The sequence below is a fragment of the Modestobacter sp. DSM 44400 genome, from assembly GCF_900107175.1.
Taxonomy (GTDB): Bacteria; Actinomycetota; Actinomycetes; order Mycobacteriales; family Geodermatophilaceae; genus Modestobacter.
On record NZ_FNOZ01000003.1, the window covers coordinates 106,796 to 124,063 of the forward strand.

General features: G+C 73.3%; 9 protein-coding genes. 8 read left to right on the forward strand and 1 reads right to left on the reverse strand.

The annotated features are described in order from the left end of the window. Positions 1-18 precede the first annotated feature (18 nt). The 5 genes from BLW04_RS03810 to ilvC all read left to right on the forward strand — a co-directional run bounded on the left by BLW04_RS03810 (position 19) and on the right by ilvC (position 9,409). On the forward strand, positions 19-2,712 hold the full coding sequence (locus tag BLW04_RS03810) for a putative bifunctional diguanylate cyclase/phosphodiesterase (RefSeq protein ID WP_091537465.1): 2,694 nt from the start codon (positions 19-21) through the stop codon (positions 2,710-2,712). Further along, positions 2,709-5,474: a putative bifunctional diguanylate cyclase/phosphodiesterase gene (locus BLW04_RS03815; RefSeq protein WP_091537466.1), complete on the forward strand. Its 2,766-nt coding sequence runs from the start codon at positions 2,709-2,711 to the stop codon at positions 5,472-5,474. The genes BLW04_RS03810 and BLW04_RS03815 overlap by 4 nt, the downstream gene beginning before the upstream one ends. A gap of 255 nt (positions 5,475-5,729) precedes the next feature. Then, positions 5,730-7,676 (forward strand): acetolactate synthase large subunit, encoded by a 1,947-nt coding sequence (locus tag BLW04_RS03820; protein ID WP_091537467.1) that lies wholly within the window; start codon positions 5,730-5,732, stop codon positions 7,674-7,676. A gap of 2 nt (positions 7,677-7,678) precedes the next feature. Next, on the forward strand, positions 7,679-8,203 hold the full coding sequence (ilvN, locus tag BLW04_RS03825; protein WP_091537468.1) for an acetolactate synthase small subunit: 525 nt from the start codon (positions 7,679-7,681) through the stop codon (positions 8,201-8,203). A gap of 177 nt (positions 8,204-8,380) precedes the next feature. After that, entirely contained in the window at positions 8,381-9,409 is a 1,029-nt protein-coding gene (gene ilvC, locus BLW04_RS03830) for a ketol-acid reductoisomerase (protein WP_091537469.1), read from the forward strand. 100 nt (positions 9,410-9,509) lie between these two features. Here ilvC and BLW04_RS03835 read toward each other — a convergent pair whose 3' ends face one another. Further along, entirely contained in the window at positions 9,510-10,319 is an 810-nt protein-coding gene (locus BLW04_RS03835) for a hypothetical protein (protein WP_091537470.1), read from the reverse strand. Positions 10,320-10,447: 128 nt separating this feature from the next. On the opposite strand from BLW04_RS03835, the gene serA reads away from it, so the two are divergent. From serA to BLW04_RS03850, 3 genes are all read left to right on the forward strand, one after another. Continuing rightward, positions 10,448-12,049 (forward strand): phosphoglycerate dehydrogenase, encoded by a 1,602-nt coding sequence (serA, locus tag BLW04_RS03840; protein WP_091537471.1) that lies wholly within the window; start codon positions 10,448-10,450, stop codon positions 12,047-12,049. Positions 12,050-12,521: 472 nt separating this feature from the next. Beyond that, positions 12,522-16,016: a S8 family peptidase gene (locus BLW04_RS03845; RefSeq protein WP_139306721.1), complete on the forward strand. Its 3,495-nt coding sequence runs from the start codon at positions 12,522-12,524 to the stop codon at positions 16,014-16,016. Positions 16,017-16,143: 127 nt separating this feature from the next. Beyond that, a complete protein-coding gene (locus tag BLW04_RS03850; RefSeq protein WP_091537473.1) occupies positions 16,144-17,166 on the forward strand; it encodes a 3-isopropylmalate dehydrogenase in 1,023 nt (340 codons plus the stop codon). Positions 17,167-17,268: the final 102 nt, after the last annotated feature.

Consider the following 17,268-nt stretch of genomic DNA (forward strand, 5'->3'; position numbering starts at 1 on the left):
CAGGTCGACAACCAGGGTGTGGACCACGAGCGCCGTCGCGCACCCGGATGGTGGCTGCTCCTCGCCCCGGTGCTGGCCGGCGCAGCCGCAGGCGCCGTCCCGCTGGCCGCCGACCTGCTGCTCCTCGTCGCCGCGCTGACCACCGCCGCCCTGCTGTGGCGGGGTGGCCGGCGGGCCGGTGCCGGGTTGCGCGGCTGGACGTTGCTGGCCGTGGCGGTCGGCCTCGGCCTGGCCAGCACCGCCGCCGCCGACCTGCTCCTCCCTGCCGCCCATCGGCAGCTGCTCGACCCGGCCGCGGTGCTCGTGCCCCTGCCCTCTCTGCTGCTGGCCATCGGCGGCGTGCTGAGCCTGCTCAGCTCCGGCGAGCTCCGTCGCGGCGGCGCCCGACTGCTCACCGAGACCGCCCTGTTCTTCAGTGCGGCCCTGGTGCTCGGCCAGGTGCTGGTCGTCGGCCCGGTCCTGGCCGCCTGGCCGCCCGGTGCCCCGGCCGGTGCGCGCCTGGCCATCGAGCTGTCCTGCCTGACCACCGCGGCGCTGCTGTCCAGCGTGCTGGTGCTGGTCTCCGCCGGGGCGCGCCGCGTCCCCGGCGCCCTGCTGCTCCTGGCCGCCGGCAGCCAGGCGGCTGCCCACGGCCTGTCCGTGGTCGGCGCGGACCGCTCGCTCGCCGTGCTGGAGGCCGCCGTGCCGGACGTCCAGCTCGCCAGCCTGCTGCTCATCTGCCTGGCCGTGCTGCAGGACCCTGGCTCGCACTGCGACGCCCCGCCCACCCGCAGCGACGTCCGGCTCAGCCAGGCCGGCCAGCTGCTGCCGCACCTGGTCATGGTCGCCGCGGCCCTGCTCTTCGTCGGGTCCGCGGCGCTGGGCACCCAGCCGACCCTGGTCGCCGCGCTGGCCCTGCTGACCGGCCTCGGGCTCACCGCCGTGCACCGTGCGGTCACCGCCCGCGACGAGTCCCGGGTCGGCGCCCGGCTGCGGGACAGCGAGGCCTACTTCCGTTCGCTGGTCCGTTCCAGCAGCGACGCGGTGCTCATCCTGGACGGCGAGCTCCAGGTCACCTGGGCCGCCGCCGTCCTGGAGCAGGCCGCGGTCGCCGCCGGCTCCGGCCTGGTGGGCCGCCCGCTGCCGACCGTGGTGCACCCGGCCGACGCGGACGCCGTCACCACCTGGCTGGCCGCCGAGGCGACCACCGCCGGGCTCACCGGACTTCGCACGTTCCGGCTGCCCGCCGCCGACGGCAGCTGGCGCGTGCTGGAGGCCGGGGTCAGCGACCTGCGGGCCGACGCCGACGTCCGCGCCCTGGTGCTGCACTGCCGCGACATCACCGCCCGGCTGGACCGGGAGGACGAGCTGCACTCCCTCGCCTTCACCGACCCGCTCACCGGACTGCCCAACCGGGCCGCCCAGCTGGCCGTCCTGGGCCGCCGGCTGGGCGCGCTCGCCGACGGGGCCGGCGGGCGGTCCGTGGACGGCAGCGAGGACGGTACCGACGAGGACGACGTCGCAGCCTCCCTGCTGGTTTTCGAGGTGCAGGGCCTGCTCGAGTCCCGCGAGAACGTCGGCGGCGACGTCGTGGACCTGGCGCTGCAGGAGATAGCCCGCCGGCTGCGGGCCACGCTGCGCAGCGAGGACCAGGTGGCCCGGCTGGGCGCCGAGTCCTTCAGCGTGCTGGCCGTGGGCACCCGCGCGGACGCCGACAAGGTCGCCGCGCGTTGCCTGTCGGTGATCGAACAGCCGCTGGTCACCGACTTCGGGCTGGTCGACCTGACCGCCGCCGTCGGCGTGGTGCCGTTGGTCGCCGGGCTGACCGAGCGGGAGGCGCTGGACCACGCCGAGCTGGCCGTCCGGGACGCCCGGGCTGTCGCCCCGGGCAGCGTGCGCCGCTACCACGACGGTCTGGGCGCGGCCCGCGACCGGCGCGAGCAGCTGCGACGTGACCTGATCGGCGCCCGCGAGCGCGGTGAGCTGACCCTCGCCTGGCAGCCCATCGTGGCCCTGGCCGACCACCGGGTCACCGGTGTGGAGGCCTCCCTGCGGTGGCGGCACCCGGTGTACGGCGACGTGCCACCGGAGGAGTTCCTGCCCGTCGCCGGGCGCGCCGGTCTCGACGTGGACCTGCAGCGCTGGGTCCTGCGGGAGGCCACCCTCGCCGCGGTCGGCCTGCCCGTCCACGGCGTGGAGCTCAAGCTGGGCGTCGACATCTCGGCCCGGCACCTGGCCGCCGGCACGTTGGTCGGCGACGTCTCGGCCGCCCTGCAGGCCAGTGGTTTGCCGCCGGAGCGGCTGATCGTGGAGATCGCCGAATCGGCGGTGGCCTCCGGCGGTGAGCACGACCTCGCCGACGTCTCCGCGCTACGGCTGATGGGCGTGCACGTCGCGCTCGACGGCTTCGGCAGCAGCCACTCGACCCTGCCGGCTCTGGCGCGGCTGCCCGTCGACGTGCTCAAGCTCGACCGCGGCTTCCTGGCCCGGATCGACCGGGACGCCTACACCCGGGCGCTGGTCGAGTCGGTCGTCGGGATCGGCGCCGCCCTCGGGGTGGACGTCGTGGCCGAGGGCGTGGAGACCACCAGCCAGCTGGCCGTCCTCGAGGCGATCGGCTGCGGCTTCGCCCAGGGTTTCCTGCTCTCCCGGCCGGTGGCCCTGCCCGGTGTCGTGCAGCTCCTCGACCAGGGAGCCGGCCAGCTCTGGCCGGGCGTCCCGAGCAGAACGTGACCGAGCTAGCGAGGTCACGCAGGTGCACAGCACCTCCGGACACCGCGCTGCCCGGCCCCCGCGCCGACCCGGCGTCCGCTCTGCGGGGGCCGGGCGGCTGGCCGCGGACCGCCGTCGTCGGCGCGCTCGCCGGACTGGCCGTCGTCCTGGGGCTGATGGAGCTCCTCGCTCCCGCGTGGACCGGCCACGGCGGCCCGCTCGTCCTGGCCGCCGCGACCTGGGTGGTCGGCGCGCTGGTTGTGGACCACTGCCGCTGGATCGACCCGGTCGCCGCCCAGGCCTGGCGGGCCCTCGCGGTCATCGCCGGGCTGCTCGGCCTCGGCCAGGCCGGCCGCGGGCTCGTCGGCGTCGGGGTCAACCCCGACGTGTCGGGGCTGTCGGACCTGCCGCTGGCGGCCGCCGGCCTGGTCACCGTGCTGTTGTGCGCGCGGCTGGTCCGGGCCACCGGCGGGCGCGTCCGGGCCCGGGTGGTCCTGGACGCCACGGTCGCGCTCGTCGCGATCGGCGTGCTGATGGAGGTGGTCGTGCCGGCTGCCGTCGGCATCTCCGACGCCGCGGCCGACCCGTTGCTGACCGTGGGCTACCCGGCGGTCAGCGCGGTGCTGTGCGCAGCCGGCCTGGTGACCCTGGCCGGGGTCCGCGCCGCGCGCCGCGCCGCCGCCGGCTGGCTGCTGCTGGCCTTCGGCTCGCTCGCCGTGGCGATGCTCAGCGGGGCACTGGCGGTCGCGTCGCCCTCGCCCGCCCTGGACGTGGTCAGCAGCACCGCCTACCTGGCGATGCTCGTCGCCGCGACACTGGCACTCGCCGCCGACCCCGGCCCGCGGGCCGGCGGCGCCCCGGCGGCCGCGGTGCCGCTGGCCGGCATCGTCGTCAGCTACTGCCTGGCCTTCGGCGTGGTGCTGCTGCTGCTCGGCGGCTGGGCGACCGTCCGGTCGGTGACGAGCGGAGAGGCGGCGGTGCTCACCGTGCTGCTCCTGCTCACCTTCGTGCGGACCCTGGTGTGGGCCGGCGACAGTGCCCGCCTGACCCGGCACGTCCTGCGTACGGAGGCCTACTTCCGCACCCTGGTCAACAGCTCGGCCGACATCACCATCGTGCTGGACCACCACGGCCAGATCACCTGGTCCTCCGGTGCCGAACACGGCCCCACCGCATGGGCGGCGCGGGACCTGGAAGGCCACCGCCTGCAGGAGTTCGTGCACGCCGACGACCGCGCCGAGCTCGAGCGCGCGCTGGCCGCCACCGGCGTGCACGACGGTCCCGGCCGGGTGTTCCGGCTCCGCACCCGCGACGGCGGCTGGCGCGCCTACGAGACCGTCCGGGTGGTCTCCTCCGCGGCGTTGCAGGCCGGTCCGTCCGGACGGGACGCCGACGGTCTGATCCTGCACCTGCGGGAGCTCGACGGCCGGCGCGTGGACGAGCGGGAGCTCGAGCGCCTGGCCTACACCGACTACCTGACCGGGCTGCCCAATCGCGCTCGGCTGATGGCCGCCGCGGCGGCCGCCCGCAGCCGGGCGGCTGAGGGCGACGCGGCCTGCCTGCTGCTGCTGGACCTGGACGGCTTCAAGGCCGTCAACGACATCGCCGGGCACGAGGCGGGGGATCTGCTGCTGGTCGAGGTCGCCGCGCGGCTGCGCACCACGGTGCGGGACCGGGACCTCGTGGGCCGGCTGGGCGGCGACGAGTTCGCCGTCCTGGTGTCGGCCGACCTCGAGGAGGCCAGCGCTCTCGCCGAGCGCATCGTGGTCGAACTGCACGGGGTGCACCGCTCGGTGCCCACGCCCGGCGCCGACCCCGACCTGGTCTTCGACGTCTCGGCCAGCATCGGGGTCACCGCCCTGGACCCGGCCGAGGACGTGCCGGTCGCCTTCCGGCAGGCCGACCTCGCGCTGCGGGCGGCCAAGGCCGCCGGCAAGGACTGCGTGCGCCGGCACGGCGAGGCCGCCGACAGCGCCACCGGCCGGCGCACCCGGCTGGCCCGCGACCTGCCCGACGCGCTGGACCGCGGGCAGCTGCGGCTGGTCTACCAGCCGGTGGTCGGCCTGGCCGAGCGCCGGGTGCTGGGACTGGAGGCGCTGCTGCGGTGGGACCACCCGCTGCTGGGTGAGGTGCCGCCGGAGGAGTTCATCCCGCTGGCTGAGGACGACGGCCTGATCGTGCCGATGCAGCGGTGGGTCCTCGACCAGGCCACCGCCGAGCTGGCCGGGCTGCTGCGCCAGGGCCGGGACCTGCAGCTGGGCGTGAACATCAGCGTCCGGCACCTGCAGGCCGGCTGCCTGGTGCCCGATGTCGCCGCGGCGCTGGGCCCTGCGGGGCTGCCGCCCCGCAGGCTGATGCTGGAGGTCACCGAGTCGGTGTTCATCGGCGAGCGAGACCGCGCCGAGGGCGACCTGTCGACCCTGCACGACATGGGCTGCGTCATCTCCCTGGACGACTTCGGGCGTGGGTACTCGACGTTCGCCTACCTCGCCCGCCTGCCGGTCGACGTGCTGAAGATGGACCGGGAGTTCCTGGCCGGCATCGAGGACGACGAGCGCAGCGCTGCTCTGGTGGGCAGCGTCATCGACCTGGGCCGCCGACTGGACATCGACGTGGTGGCCGAGGGCGTGGAGACGCGCGGACAGCTGGCCGCGCTGAGCGGGCTGGGCTGCCGGTACCTGCAGGGCTTCCTGCTGGGCCGGCCGACCGCCGCCGCCGAGTTGCCCGCCCTCATCGACGGCTTCGACGCCGCGCTGCTGGACGGCCCGCTCGCGCTGAACTGACCCGTCGTCCCACGAATGCCGTCAGCGCGGTCCACCTGGTGGGACAGCTCGGTTGACGTGGAGACCGTCGCGGGCGCACAGTGTCGAGGTGCCCAGCACTCGCCTGCTCGTAGCGATCCGCTAGCGCGCCGGTCCTCCCGACCGACGCGCCGCCCCTCAGTGCCTCCGGCACGAGGGGTTTTTTGTTGGCCGGGCGTGCCCGGCCAGCGACTGCGCCCGCCGCCGCACCCACCCCGTCCAGGGAGATCGTCGACCATGAGCACTACCACCAGCAGCGCCGGCCGCTCCACCCCGGCCGGCTCCGCGCCCGCGGCGTTCGCGCCGGGCGCCGGCCCCGACCAGGCCGTCCTCACCGCACCCACCGAGTCCGCCGCGCGGGCGACCCTCGGAGTGGAGACCACCGCCCGGTCGATGGCCGAGGCCGCCGCCGAGCCCGTCTCCGGCATCACCGGCGCGCAGAGCCTGGTCCGGTCGCTGGAAGCCGTCGGTGTCGAGGTCATCTTCGGCATCCCCGGCGGGGCGATCCTGCCGGCCTACGACCCGCTGTTCGACTCCGCGCTGCGGCACGTGCTGGTCCGCCACGAGCAGGGCGCGGGGCACGCCGCCACCGGGTACGCCCAGGCCACCGGCAAGGTCGGGGTCTGCATGGCCACCTCCGGCCCCGGCGCGACGAACCTGGTCACCCCGCTGGCCGACGCCTACATGGACTCGGTGCCGATGGTGGCCATCACCGGGCAGGTGCCCTCGGCGGCCATCGGCACCGACGCGTTCCAGGAGGCCGACATCCGCGGCATCACGATGCCGGTCACCAAGCACAACTTCCTCGTCACGAGCGCCGACGAGATCCCGCAGCGCATCGCCGAGGCCTTCCACCTCGCCTCCACCGGCCGGCCCGGCCCGGTGCTGGTCGACATCCCCAAGGACGTCCTGCAGGCGCACACCGACTTCAGCTGGCCGCCGCGGATCGACCTGCCCGGGTACAAGCCGACCGTCCGCCCGCACGGCAAGCAGGTCCGCGAGGCCGCCGCGCTCATCGCGGGTGCCCGCCAGCCGGTCCTCTATGTCGGTGGCGGGGTGCTGAAGGCCCACGCGACCGAGGAGCTGGCCGAGCTCGCCGCGCTGACCGGCGCTCCCGTCGTGACCACCCTGATGGCCCGTGGCGCCTTCCCCGACAGCCACCCGCAGAACCTCGGCATGCCCGGCATGCACGGCAACGTCACCGCGGTGACCGCGCTGCAGAAGGCCGACCTGCTGGTCGCCCTCGGCGCCCGCTTCGACGACCGGGTCACCGGCGAGCTGTCGAGCTTCGCGCCGGATGCCGCCATCGTGCACGCCGATATCGACCCGGCCGAGATCGGCAAGAACCGGCGGGCCGACGTGCCGATCGTGGGTGACGCCAAGGCCACGATCGCCGAGCTGGTGATCGCGGTGCGCGCCGAGCAGGAGGCCGGCCGGACGCCGCAGTTGACCGCCTGGTGGGCGCAGCTGGACCAGTGGCGGCAGAAGTACCCGCTGGGCTACGACTGGCCCGGGGACGGTGCGCTGTCGCCGCAGTACGTGATCGAGCGGCTCGGTGCGATCGCCGGCCCCGACGCGATCTACGCCTCCGGCGTCGGCCAACACCAGATGTGGGCCGCGCAGTTCATCTCCTACGAGAAGCCGGGCACCTGGCTCAACAGCGGCGGGCTGGGCACCATGGGCTACGCCGTCCCGGCCGCGATGGGTGCCAAGTACGGCTGCCCGGACACCACCGTGTGGGCGATCGACGGCGACGGCTGCTTCCAGATGACCAACCAGGAGCTGGCCACCTGCGCCATCGAGGGCATCCCCATCAAGGTCGCCGTCATCAACAACGGCAACCTCGGCATGGTCCGGCAGTGGCAGACCCTGTTCTACGAGGGCCGCTACTCCAACACCCGGCTGAACACCCACACCGGCGACGGCTCTGCCAAGCAGGTTCGCATCCCCGACTTCGTCACCCTGGCCGAGGCGCTGGGCTGCGTCGGCCTGCGGTGCGAGGGCAAGGACGACGTCGACGCGGTGATCGAGAAGGCCATGGCGATCACCGACGCCCCGGTGGTCATCGACTTCATCGTCGGCTCCGACGCCCAGGTGTGGCCGATGGTCGCCGCCGGGGCCAGTAACGACGACATCCTGGCCGCGCGCGACGTGCGCCCGGTCTTCGGCGAGGGACAGGTCTGACGATGACACGACACACGCTCTCGGTCCTGGTCGAGAACAAGTCCGGGGTGCTGGCCCGCGTCTCGGCACTGTTCAGCCGGCGCGGCTTCAACATCGAGTCCCTCGCGGTCGGCCCGACGGAGAACCCGGACCTGTCCCGGATGACGATCGTGGCCGACGCCGAGTCCCAGCCGCTGGAGCAGATCACCAAGCAGCTGAACAAGCTCATCGAGGTGATCAAGATCGTCGAGCTGGACACCGCCGCCGTCCAGCGTGAGCTGCTGCTGGTGAAGGTGCGCGCACCACTGGCCGACCGCTCGCAGGTGCTGCAGACCGCCGAGCTCTTCCGGGCCCGGGTCATCGACGTCAACACCGACACGGTCACCCTCGAGGCGACCGGCACCCCGGACAAGCTGCAGGCGTTGCTCGCCGTCCTCGCCCCGCTGGGCATCAAGGAGATGGCGCAGTCGGGCACCGTGGCCCTGGGCCGCGGACCCCGGTCGATGAATGGCGCCGGTACCTTGCGCCCCGTCGAGCGCACCGCGTGACGACAGCCCTGCGAGCATGGCAGCGAGGAACGAGCGAGGAGCGGAACAGGGCGTGGAGTCACGCCATGGACACCGCCTGACCGGCATCGCCTGACCCCACCGAACTCCCGGCGCCCATCCGGAGCGTCGGATCCGCGCTTTATCGCCATAAAGCTCGACCGAAGGGAACCACGCCCCATGGCCGCCGAGATCTTCTACGACGACGACGCCGACCTCTCGATCATCCAAGGGCGCTCCGTCGCCGTCCTCGGCTACGGCAGCCAGGGTCACGCCCACGCGCTCTCGTTGCGTGACTCCGGTGTCGACGTCCGGGTCGGCCTGCCCGAGGGCTCGAAGAGCCGCGCCAAGGCCGAGGCCGAGGGCCTGCGCGTGGTCACCCCCGCCGAGGCGGCCGCCGAGGCCGACCTGATCATGATCCTGGCACCGGACCACGTGCAGCGAAGCCTCTACACCGAGTCCGTCGAGCCGAACCTGCAGGACGGCGACGCCCTGTTCTTCGGCCACGGGTTCAACATCCGCTTCGGCTACATCAAGCCCCCGGCCGGCGTTGACGTGGCGATGGTCGCCCCCAAGGGCCCCGGCCACCTGGTGCGCCGCGAGTTCAGCGACGGCAAGGGCGTGCCCTGCCTGATCGCCGTGGAGCAGGACGCCAGCGGCGCGGCCCAGCAGCTCGCGCTGTCCTACGCCAAGGCCATCGGTGGCACGCGCGCCGGGGTCATCAAGACCACGTTCGCCGAGGAGACCGAGACCGACCTCTTCGGTGAGCAGGCCGTGCTCTGCGGCGGCATGTCCGCGCTGGTGACCGCCGGCTTCGAGACCCTCACCGAGGCCGGCTACCAGCCCGAGATCGCCTACTTCGAGTGCCTGCACGAGCTCAAGCTGATCGTCGACCTGATGTACGAGGGCGGCATCGCCAAGCAGCGCTGGTCGGTGTCCGACACCGCCGAGTACGGCGACTACACCTCGGGCCCGAAGGTCATCGACGAGCGGGTCAAGGCGACGATGAAGGACGTGCTGACCGCCATCCAGGACGGCTCCTGGGCCGCCGGCTTCATCGCCGACCAGGACGCCGGGGCCCCGGATTTCACGGCCAAGCGGGCCGCCGCCGAGGCGCACCCGATCGAGGAGACCGGCCGGCAGCTGCGCGGGCTGATGAGCTGGGTGTCGACCACTGACGACTACACCGGCAGCGCGGCACGGAACTGACCCACCGGGGGAGGACCACCCCCGACACCACGACGGCCCCTGCCGCGCAGCTGCGCGGCAGGGGCCGTCGTACGTGGGTGGTGTGCCCCCGCAATGCCGCTCAGCGGCCGCGGCGGGCCCGGGACGCGGCGAAGAACTCGATCGCGGGCGGCAGGCACAACAGGACGACGGTGGCGACGGCGGCAGCGAAGAGCAGCAGGGCGAACACGATGCCGCCGCGGTCCCCGTCGCTGAGGCTCCCGATCAGCGTGACGCCGGTGGCCAGGATGGCGATGGACCCACCGACGATCAGCATCACCCTGGTGCGCCCGGTCAGCGCCCACGCCGAACCCCAGATCATGAGGACCGTCCAGACCGCGGCGAGCAGGCCCAGCACCAGGAGCACGCCGGCGAACGCGCCGCTGAACACGTCGAGGCCGGGGACGTCCTGCAGACTGCTCGCCCCGCCGGCCACGGCCGCGCCGAAGACGACCAGAAAGAAGCTGACGACGACGCCGAGGGCGCCCAGAACGAACCCGAGGACGGCGGCGGTGATGACACCGCCCGGGCGGGCCGGCGCCGCGGTCTGCCCGTAGCCGCCGTACTGCCCGTACCCGGGCTGCCCATAGGGCTGCGGCTGTCCGTAGCCGGGCTGGCCGTACCCAGGCTGGCCGTAGCCCGGCTGCCCGTAGGGCTGGGGCTGGCCGTACCCGGGCTGGCCGAAGGGCTCAGTCCGGCCGTAGCCGGCCTGTCCGTAGCCGGCCTGTCCGTAGCCGACGTCGCCGTACTGCTCGGTCTGGCCGTACGGCGAGGGTTCCCCGTGGGCGTCCGGCTGCCCGTGTGCGGACGAGTCGTGCGCCTCCGGCCGCTGGCCGTAGGGCTGCTCCTGGTCCTCGGACCGGCCCTGGGCGTCGTCCCGCTCGTTGCTCATGATCTCCTCCGGGTGCGGCCGGCGGCACCGGCGCTGCGCCGCCAGGATGGTAGGGGCGAGTCGGGCGGAGCAAGCGTGCGCGGGTGCTGGTGTGTCGTCCCCGCCGCCACCTCCTAGGCTTCTGCCCCGTGACCACGTCCGCGCCCGTCGTCCTGATCGCCGAAGAGCTCGCCCCCAGTGTGCTGGAGGTGTTGGGGAACGACGTGGAGATCCGCCACGTCGACGGAGCCGACCGTGCGGCGTTGCTCCCGGCGCTCGCCGACGCCTCCGCCGTGCTCATCCGCTCCGCCACCCAGATCGACGCCGAGGCGCTGGCCGCGGCACCGGGGCTGAAGGTCGTCGCCCGGGCCGGCATCGGCCTGGACAACGTCGACGTCGCCGCCGCCACCGAGCGCGGTGTGCTGGTCGTCAACGCCCCCACCTCGAACATCGTCAGCGCCGCCGAGCACGCCGTCGCCCTGCTGCTGGCCGCCGCCCGGCACATCCCGGCCGCCGACGCCTCGCTGCGGGAGGGGAAGTGGGCCCGGTCGAAGTTCACCGGCGTCGAGGTGACTGAGAAGACCGTGGGCGTCGTGGGCCTGGGGCGCATCGGCGTCCTGGTCGCCCAGCGGCTGGCCGCTTTCGGCGTCACTCTCATCGCCTACGACCCGTACATCCAGCCGGGCAGGGCCGCCCAGCTCGGCGTGCGGCTGGTCTCCCTGGACGAGCTGCTGCGCGAGTCGGACTTCATCACCATCCACCTGCCCAAGACCCCGGAGACCCTCGGGCTGATCGGCGCGGAGCAGCTGGCCGCCACCAAGCCAGGGGTGATCATCGTGAACGCCGCCCGCGGGGGCCTGGTCGACGAGGCCGCGCTGGCCGCAGCCCTGCGGTCGGGTCAGGTCGGCGCGGCCGGCATCGACGTGTACGCTAAGGAGCCGTGCACCGACAGCCCGCTGTTCGGCCTGCCCAACGTCGTGGTGACCCCGCACCTGGGTGCTTCGACCACCGAGGCCCAGGACAAGGCGGGGACCGCCGTCGCGCGCAGCGTACGGCTCGCCCTGCAGGGCGACTTCGTCCCGGACGCGGTCAACGTCCAGGCCGGTGGCATCGTGGCCGAGGACGTGCGTCCCGGGCTGCCGCTCGCGGAGAAGCTGGGGCGGGTGTTCACCGCCGTCGCCGGGGGACTCGCCCAGTCGGTGACCGTCGACGTGCGCGGCAAGATCGCTGAGTTCGACGTCTCGGTCGTCCAGCTCGCGGTGCTGCGCGGCGTCTTCGCCGACGTGGTCGAGGAGCCCGTCACCTACGTGAACGCGCCCCTGCTGGCCGGTCAGCGGGGCCTGGAGGTGGCGCTGACCAGCGACCCGGAGAGCCCCGACTACCGCAACCTCATCACGGTCCGCGGCGCGATGGCCGACGGGGCGGAGGTCACCGTGTCCGGGACGCTCTACGGCAAGAACCAGGTGCCGAAGCTCACCGAGGTCGGCGGCTTCGATCTCGACCTCGAGGCGGCCGGCTATCTGCTCTTCTTCGTCTACGCCGACCGGCCCGGCGTCGTGGGCACCGTCGGCGCGGCGCTGGGGGCGGCCGGGGTCAACATCGCCGGCGCCCAGGTGAGCCGGACCACCCAGGGCGGCGATGCGCTGATGGCGGTCACCGTGGACAGCCCGGTCAGCGGTGATCTGCTGGCCGGTATCGCCGGTCAGATCGGGGCGCGGCAGGCCCGGGCCGCCGACCTGAACCCGCTCTGACCCCCGCTGACCGGCCGTCCGCTTCCCGCGGCGGCCACCCCGGCCACCAGGCCGCGTCGTCCCTCCGGACGGCGCGGCCTCGCTGCGTTCGACGGATGCGCGCGGGCTGAGCCGTCTTCAGGGCCGGCTGACAGGTCGCCGACAGGGCGGCGCCACGACCGGCGGTGTCCCCGACGCTTGAGCCTTCGTGCAACGTGGCGTCCGGCTCAATGCACTCGGGCCATCTGCGCTGATTGCTGCGCGCCCGGACAGCAGTTGCTCTGGATCACACGTCGCGAAGAGGGCCGTTGGGCCCGAGTGCGTCATGTGACGGATCGCGGTGCTCCGAACGGCCTATTGGCCGTTGACGATGGCAACGACCACGGTGGAGGGGCTTGCATTCCGTGAACAGGTGCACACAGTCTGTCGCAGCTCGGTTCTCTGCGTTCCCGGGAGGGCCGGCGGGCAGTCCGATGGAATTCCGCTGACAGGGGTGCACGTGGGTCCGAGAACATCACTGACGACCCGGACGGGACGCCGACGCGTCGCCGTCCGTACCGGGGTCGTCGCCATCGCCGCCGCGCTCGCGGCCACCGGGGGGACCGGCAGCGCGCTGGCCTCACCGGCCACCATCGTCGACCGCTTCGGCGGCCAGGGCCTGACGCTGAACGGCGAGCAGCTGCAGCAGGTCCGCGACCAACTCGCCGTCCGTCAGGACGGGACCCGCCCGTCCGGGCTGCCCGGCAGCGGTCCGGCGTCCTTCTTCATCGAACTGGCAACGCCGTCGACCTCACAGGTCTACGCCGACGCGCTGCCCCAGGGCGAGGCCAAGGCCTCCGCGGCTGCGCGGGCCGCCAAGCCCGAGGCCGAGGCCGCCGCCGAGGAGGTGGTGGCCGAGCTGCCCGCCGCCGTCCCGGATGCCGACGTGCTCTACACCGCCTCGACGGTGCTCTCCGGCGTCGCGGTCAGCGCGGACGCGAGCGACTACGACGCGCTCCGCCAGCTGCCCGGTGTCACCGCCGTGCACGCGATCACCCCCAAGAAGGTCAGCAACACCGGCGCGGCCGGCGTCACCCGCGCGGTGCAGGCGTGGGCCGACCTCGGCAACACCGGCAAGGGCGTCCGGATCGGTATCATCGACACCGGGATCGACTACACCCACGCCGACTTCGGTGGCAACGGCGACGTGGACCAGTTCCACGCGCTGCAGGCCGCCGAGGCCGCCCCGGCTCCCGACGGCGTCTTTCCCAGCGTCAAGGTCGTCGGCGGCTACGACTTCGTCGGGGACGGCTACGACGCCAGCACCCCCGACAAGGACGTGCCTGCCCCTGACCCCAACCCGCTGGACTGCAACGGCCACGGCAGCCACGTCGCCGGCACCGCCGCCGGCCAGGGCGTCACGGCCGAGGGTGCGACCTACACCGGCGGCTACGGCGCCGGGTTCGACCCCGACGCACTGCGCATCGGCCCCGGCATGGCGCCGGACGCCTCGCTCTACGCGCTGAAGGTCTTCGGCTGCGAGGGCTCCACCAACGCCACCATCCCGGCCCTCGAGTGGGCGATGGACCCCAACCACGACGGGGCGATCACCGACCACCTCGACGTGGTCAACCTCTCCCTCGGTTCGGACTACGGGGTCGCCGACGACGCCGACGCGCTCGCCGCCGACCAGGCGATGGCCAACGGCATCCTCGTGGTCATGGCCGCCGGCAACGCCGGTGACAGCTACGACATCGGCGGTTCCCCGGGCAACGCGCCGCGCAGCATCGGCGTCGCCGCCAGCAACGACGGCTACGGCGTCTTCGACGGCTGGCAGGTCGTCTCGCCCGCGGGCGTCGTCGACGGCATCCGGCCGGGCCTGCGCTCGGTCACCTACACCGGCATCGCGGACATCACCGCACCGGTGGCGTCCCCGGTCGCCGGGGACGACCCGACCGCGTGTGCGCCGCTGACGGGCGACTACGCCGGGCAGATCCTGCTCATCGAGGCCGCCGGCTTCGGCTGCGGTTCGGTGACCAAGGGCACCAACGCGGCCAATGCCGGGGCCGCCGGCTTCATGATCATCGCCGACGACGACCTGCTGGAGACCGGCATCACCGGAGTTGCCTCCATCCCGGGACTCCTCACCACCAACACCGACGGTGAGAAGCTCGCGGCCGCCGCCACCACGGGCACCGTCACGGTCACCTTCGGGCCCAGCCTGAAGGACGAGGCGACCGTGAACGACCCGGCCCAGGTGGACCTGCTCGCCTCCTTCTCCTCCCGGGGGACCCGGCAGGCCGGCGACCTGAAGCCCGACGTCTCGGCGCCGGGCGTGACGCTCTACTCCGCGGCCGTCGGCACCGGCAGCCAGGGCGTCAGCGAGTCCGGCACCTCGATGGCCACCCCGACGACGGCCGGGGTCACCGCGCTCATCCGCGCGGCGCACCCGGACTGGACGACCGAGCAGGTCAAGGCGGACCTGATGAACACCGCCGGCCACGACGTGCACACCGCGGACGGGACCTTCTACGGTCCCAACCGCCAGGGTGCCGGACGGATCGACGCCAAGGCGGCCCTGGACAACCAGGTCCTCGCCTACTCCGACGCCGGCTCCGGTGTGGTCTCGGCATCCTTCGGGGTCGTCGAGGTGGCGGACGAGCAGGTGACGGCGACGAAGACCATCACGCTCCAGAACACCGGAACGTCGCAGGTGGCGTACCGGGTGGCCTACGACTCGGTGGTGTCCCAGCCGGGCGTCTCCTACTCGCCGGACACCCAGTACGTGGTCGTCCCTGGTGGGGAGACCCGGACCGTGGCGGTCACCATGACCGCCGTCCAGGACCGGCTGCGCAAGGGCGCCGATCCCACGGTCGCGACCAGGGACGGTCGACAGTTCGTCGGCGAGTCCAGCGGGCGTGTCCTCTTCACCCCGGCGGATGGCGGCGTGCAGTTGCGCGTGCCGGTGCACAGCAACGCCAAGCCGTCGTCCACGCTGACGGCCACGGGGAGTCCGGATGGCTCGACCATCACCCTGACCGGGGAGGGCGTCGCCAACGGCGAGGCCTACCAGCAGGACTCCTACACCTCGCTGGTCGACGTCTTCGAACAGCTCGGGGCCAGCCCCGAGATGTCGAAGTGCACGACCGACGTCGGGCCGGGCTGCTACAAGTCCGAGCTCGAGCGTTCGGTGGACCTGGCCGCAATCGGGGCGACCTCGGACGTGGGCTCCTATGCCGACGACCCGGGGCTGTACTTCGCCGTGTCGGCGCACGGCAAGTACACCTCGGCCGAGACGACCGTGAACTACGGCGTGTACCTCGACGCGACCGGCGACGGTCTGTGGGACTACCAGGTGACGACCACCCGGATCCCGGACTTCGACGTTCCGCTGGTGGTCGTCACCGACCGGGACTACAACCTGATGCCCAGCAACGGCGCCCTTCATCGGCTTCATGAACCTGGTGGACGGGAACGTCGACACCAACGCCCTCGACTCCGACGTCCAGGTCCTGGGTGCGCCGCTGTCGGCCATGCCGCTCATCGGTACCGAGCGACCCGGTGCCGGGGACCACGGGGGCGGCCAGGGCAACGGCAACGGCAAGGGGAACGGCGGTGGCAACAGCAACGGTGCTGCCAACGGTCACCTCGGCCGCATCTCCTTCGGGGTCGAAGCGATCAGTGCCTACGGGACGGTCGACGATCTGGGGACCGTGGCCACGCCGAGCGGGACCGAGCTCGCGCCGCAGGCGATGAGCTTCGACCCGCTGCACCCGGGGCTGTCCTTCACCGGGCCCGACGGCGGGACGGCGCTGCTGCTGCCGGCCGGGGACGGGACGACGCTGACGGTCATCCAGGACCCGGCGTCCTACGCCGCCGACGTCGCCATCGGGGGAGCGCAGAAGGGGGCTCTGGTCGTGTTGCCGCACAACGACACCGCCACCGGCCGTGCACAGTCCGTCCCGATCGTCGGCGGGGAGGCCACCCCGCCGCCCGCGGGGTGAGCTGACCCGGCCGGCGGGCCCTACCGCACCACCCAGCGACACCCGGACGCCCCCGGCGAGGACCTCCTCGCCGGGGGCGTCCGGCGCGTGCGGTGGCGGTCTCCGCGAGGCCGCCCACTAACCTCTGGCCTCATGCGCCTGGCAGTCGTCCCTGGAGACGGCATCGGTCCCGAGGTGGTGGCGGAGGGGCTCAAGGTCCTGAACGCGGTCGCCCCCGACATGGAGAGCACGCCCTACGACCTGGGTGCCGCCCGCTGGCAGCGCACCGGGGAGCTGCTCCCGGACTCGGTGCTGGACGAGCTGCGCCAGTACGACGCGATCCTGCTCGGTGCGGTCGGTGATCCCACCGTCCCGGCCGGCATCCTCGAGCGGGGGCTGCTGCTCAAGCTCCGCTTCGAGCTCGACCACCACGTCAACCTGCGGCCGGCCAAGCTCTACGACGGCGTCCGCAGCCCGCTGGCCGAGCCCGGCGAGATCGACATGCTCTGCATCCGCGAGGGCACCGAGGGCCCCTACGTGGGCAACGGCGGAGTGCTCCGCCGTGACACCCCGCACGAGGTGGCCACCGAGGTGAGCCTGAACACCGCCTTCGGCGTGGAGCGGGTGGTCCGCTACGGCTTCGAGCGCGCGGTCGCCCGGCCGCGCAAGCACCTGACGCTGATCCACAAGACCAACGTGCTCACCCACGCCGGGTCACTGTGGTCGCGAACGGTCGAGGAGGTGGCCGCCGAGTTCCCCGAGGTCACCGTCGCCTACTCGCACGTGGACGCCGCGTCGATGTTCTTCATCACCGACCCGGGCCGCTACGACGTCATCGTCACCGACAACCTCTTCGGCGACATCATCACCGACGTGGCGGCCGCGGTCACCGGCGGCATCGGGCTGGCGGCCAGCGGCAACCTCGACGTCTCCGGCACGAACCCGTCGATGTTCGAGCCGGTGCACGGCTCGGCGCCCGACATCGCCGGTCAGGGCATCGCCGACCCGACGGCCACCGTGCTGTCCGTGGCGCTGCTGCTGGAGCACCTGGGCCGGCCGGACCAGGCGCGGAAGGTCAACGCCGCAGTGGCCTTCGACCTGTCCACCCGCGACCCGAAGGGTCCGGTGCGCACCAGCGACGTGGGCGACCGGCTGGCGGCCCTCGCGGGCGGCTGAGCGTTCCGCGCCGACCCGGGCGGCTCCCCGGGTCGGCGCGTGCTGTACTGGTCGCGATGTACGCCACCGACACGATCATCATCACCTAGCGCGCAGTCCTCC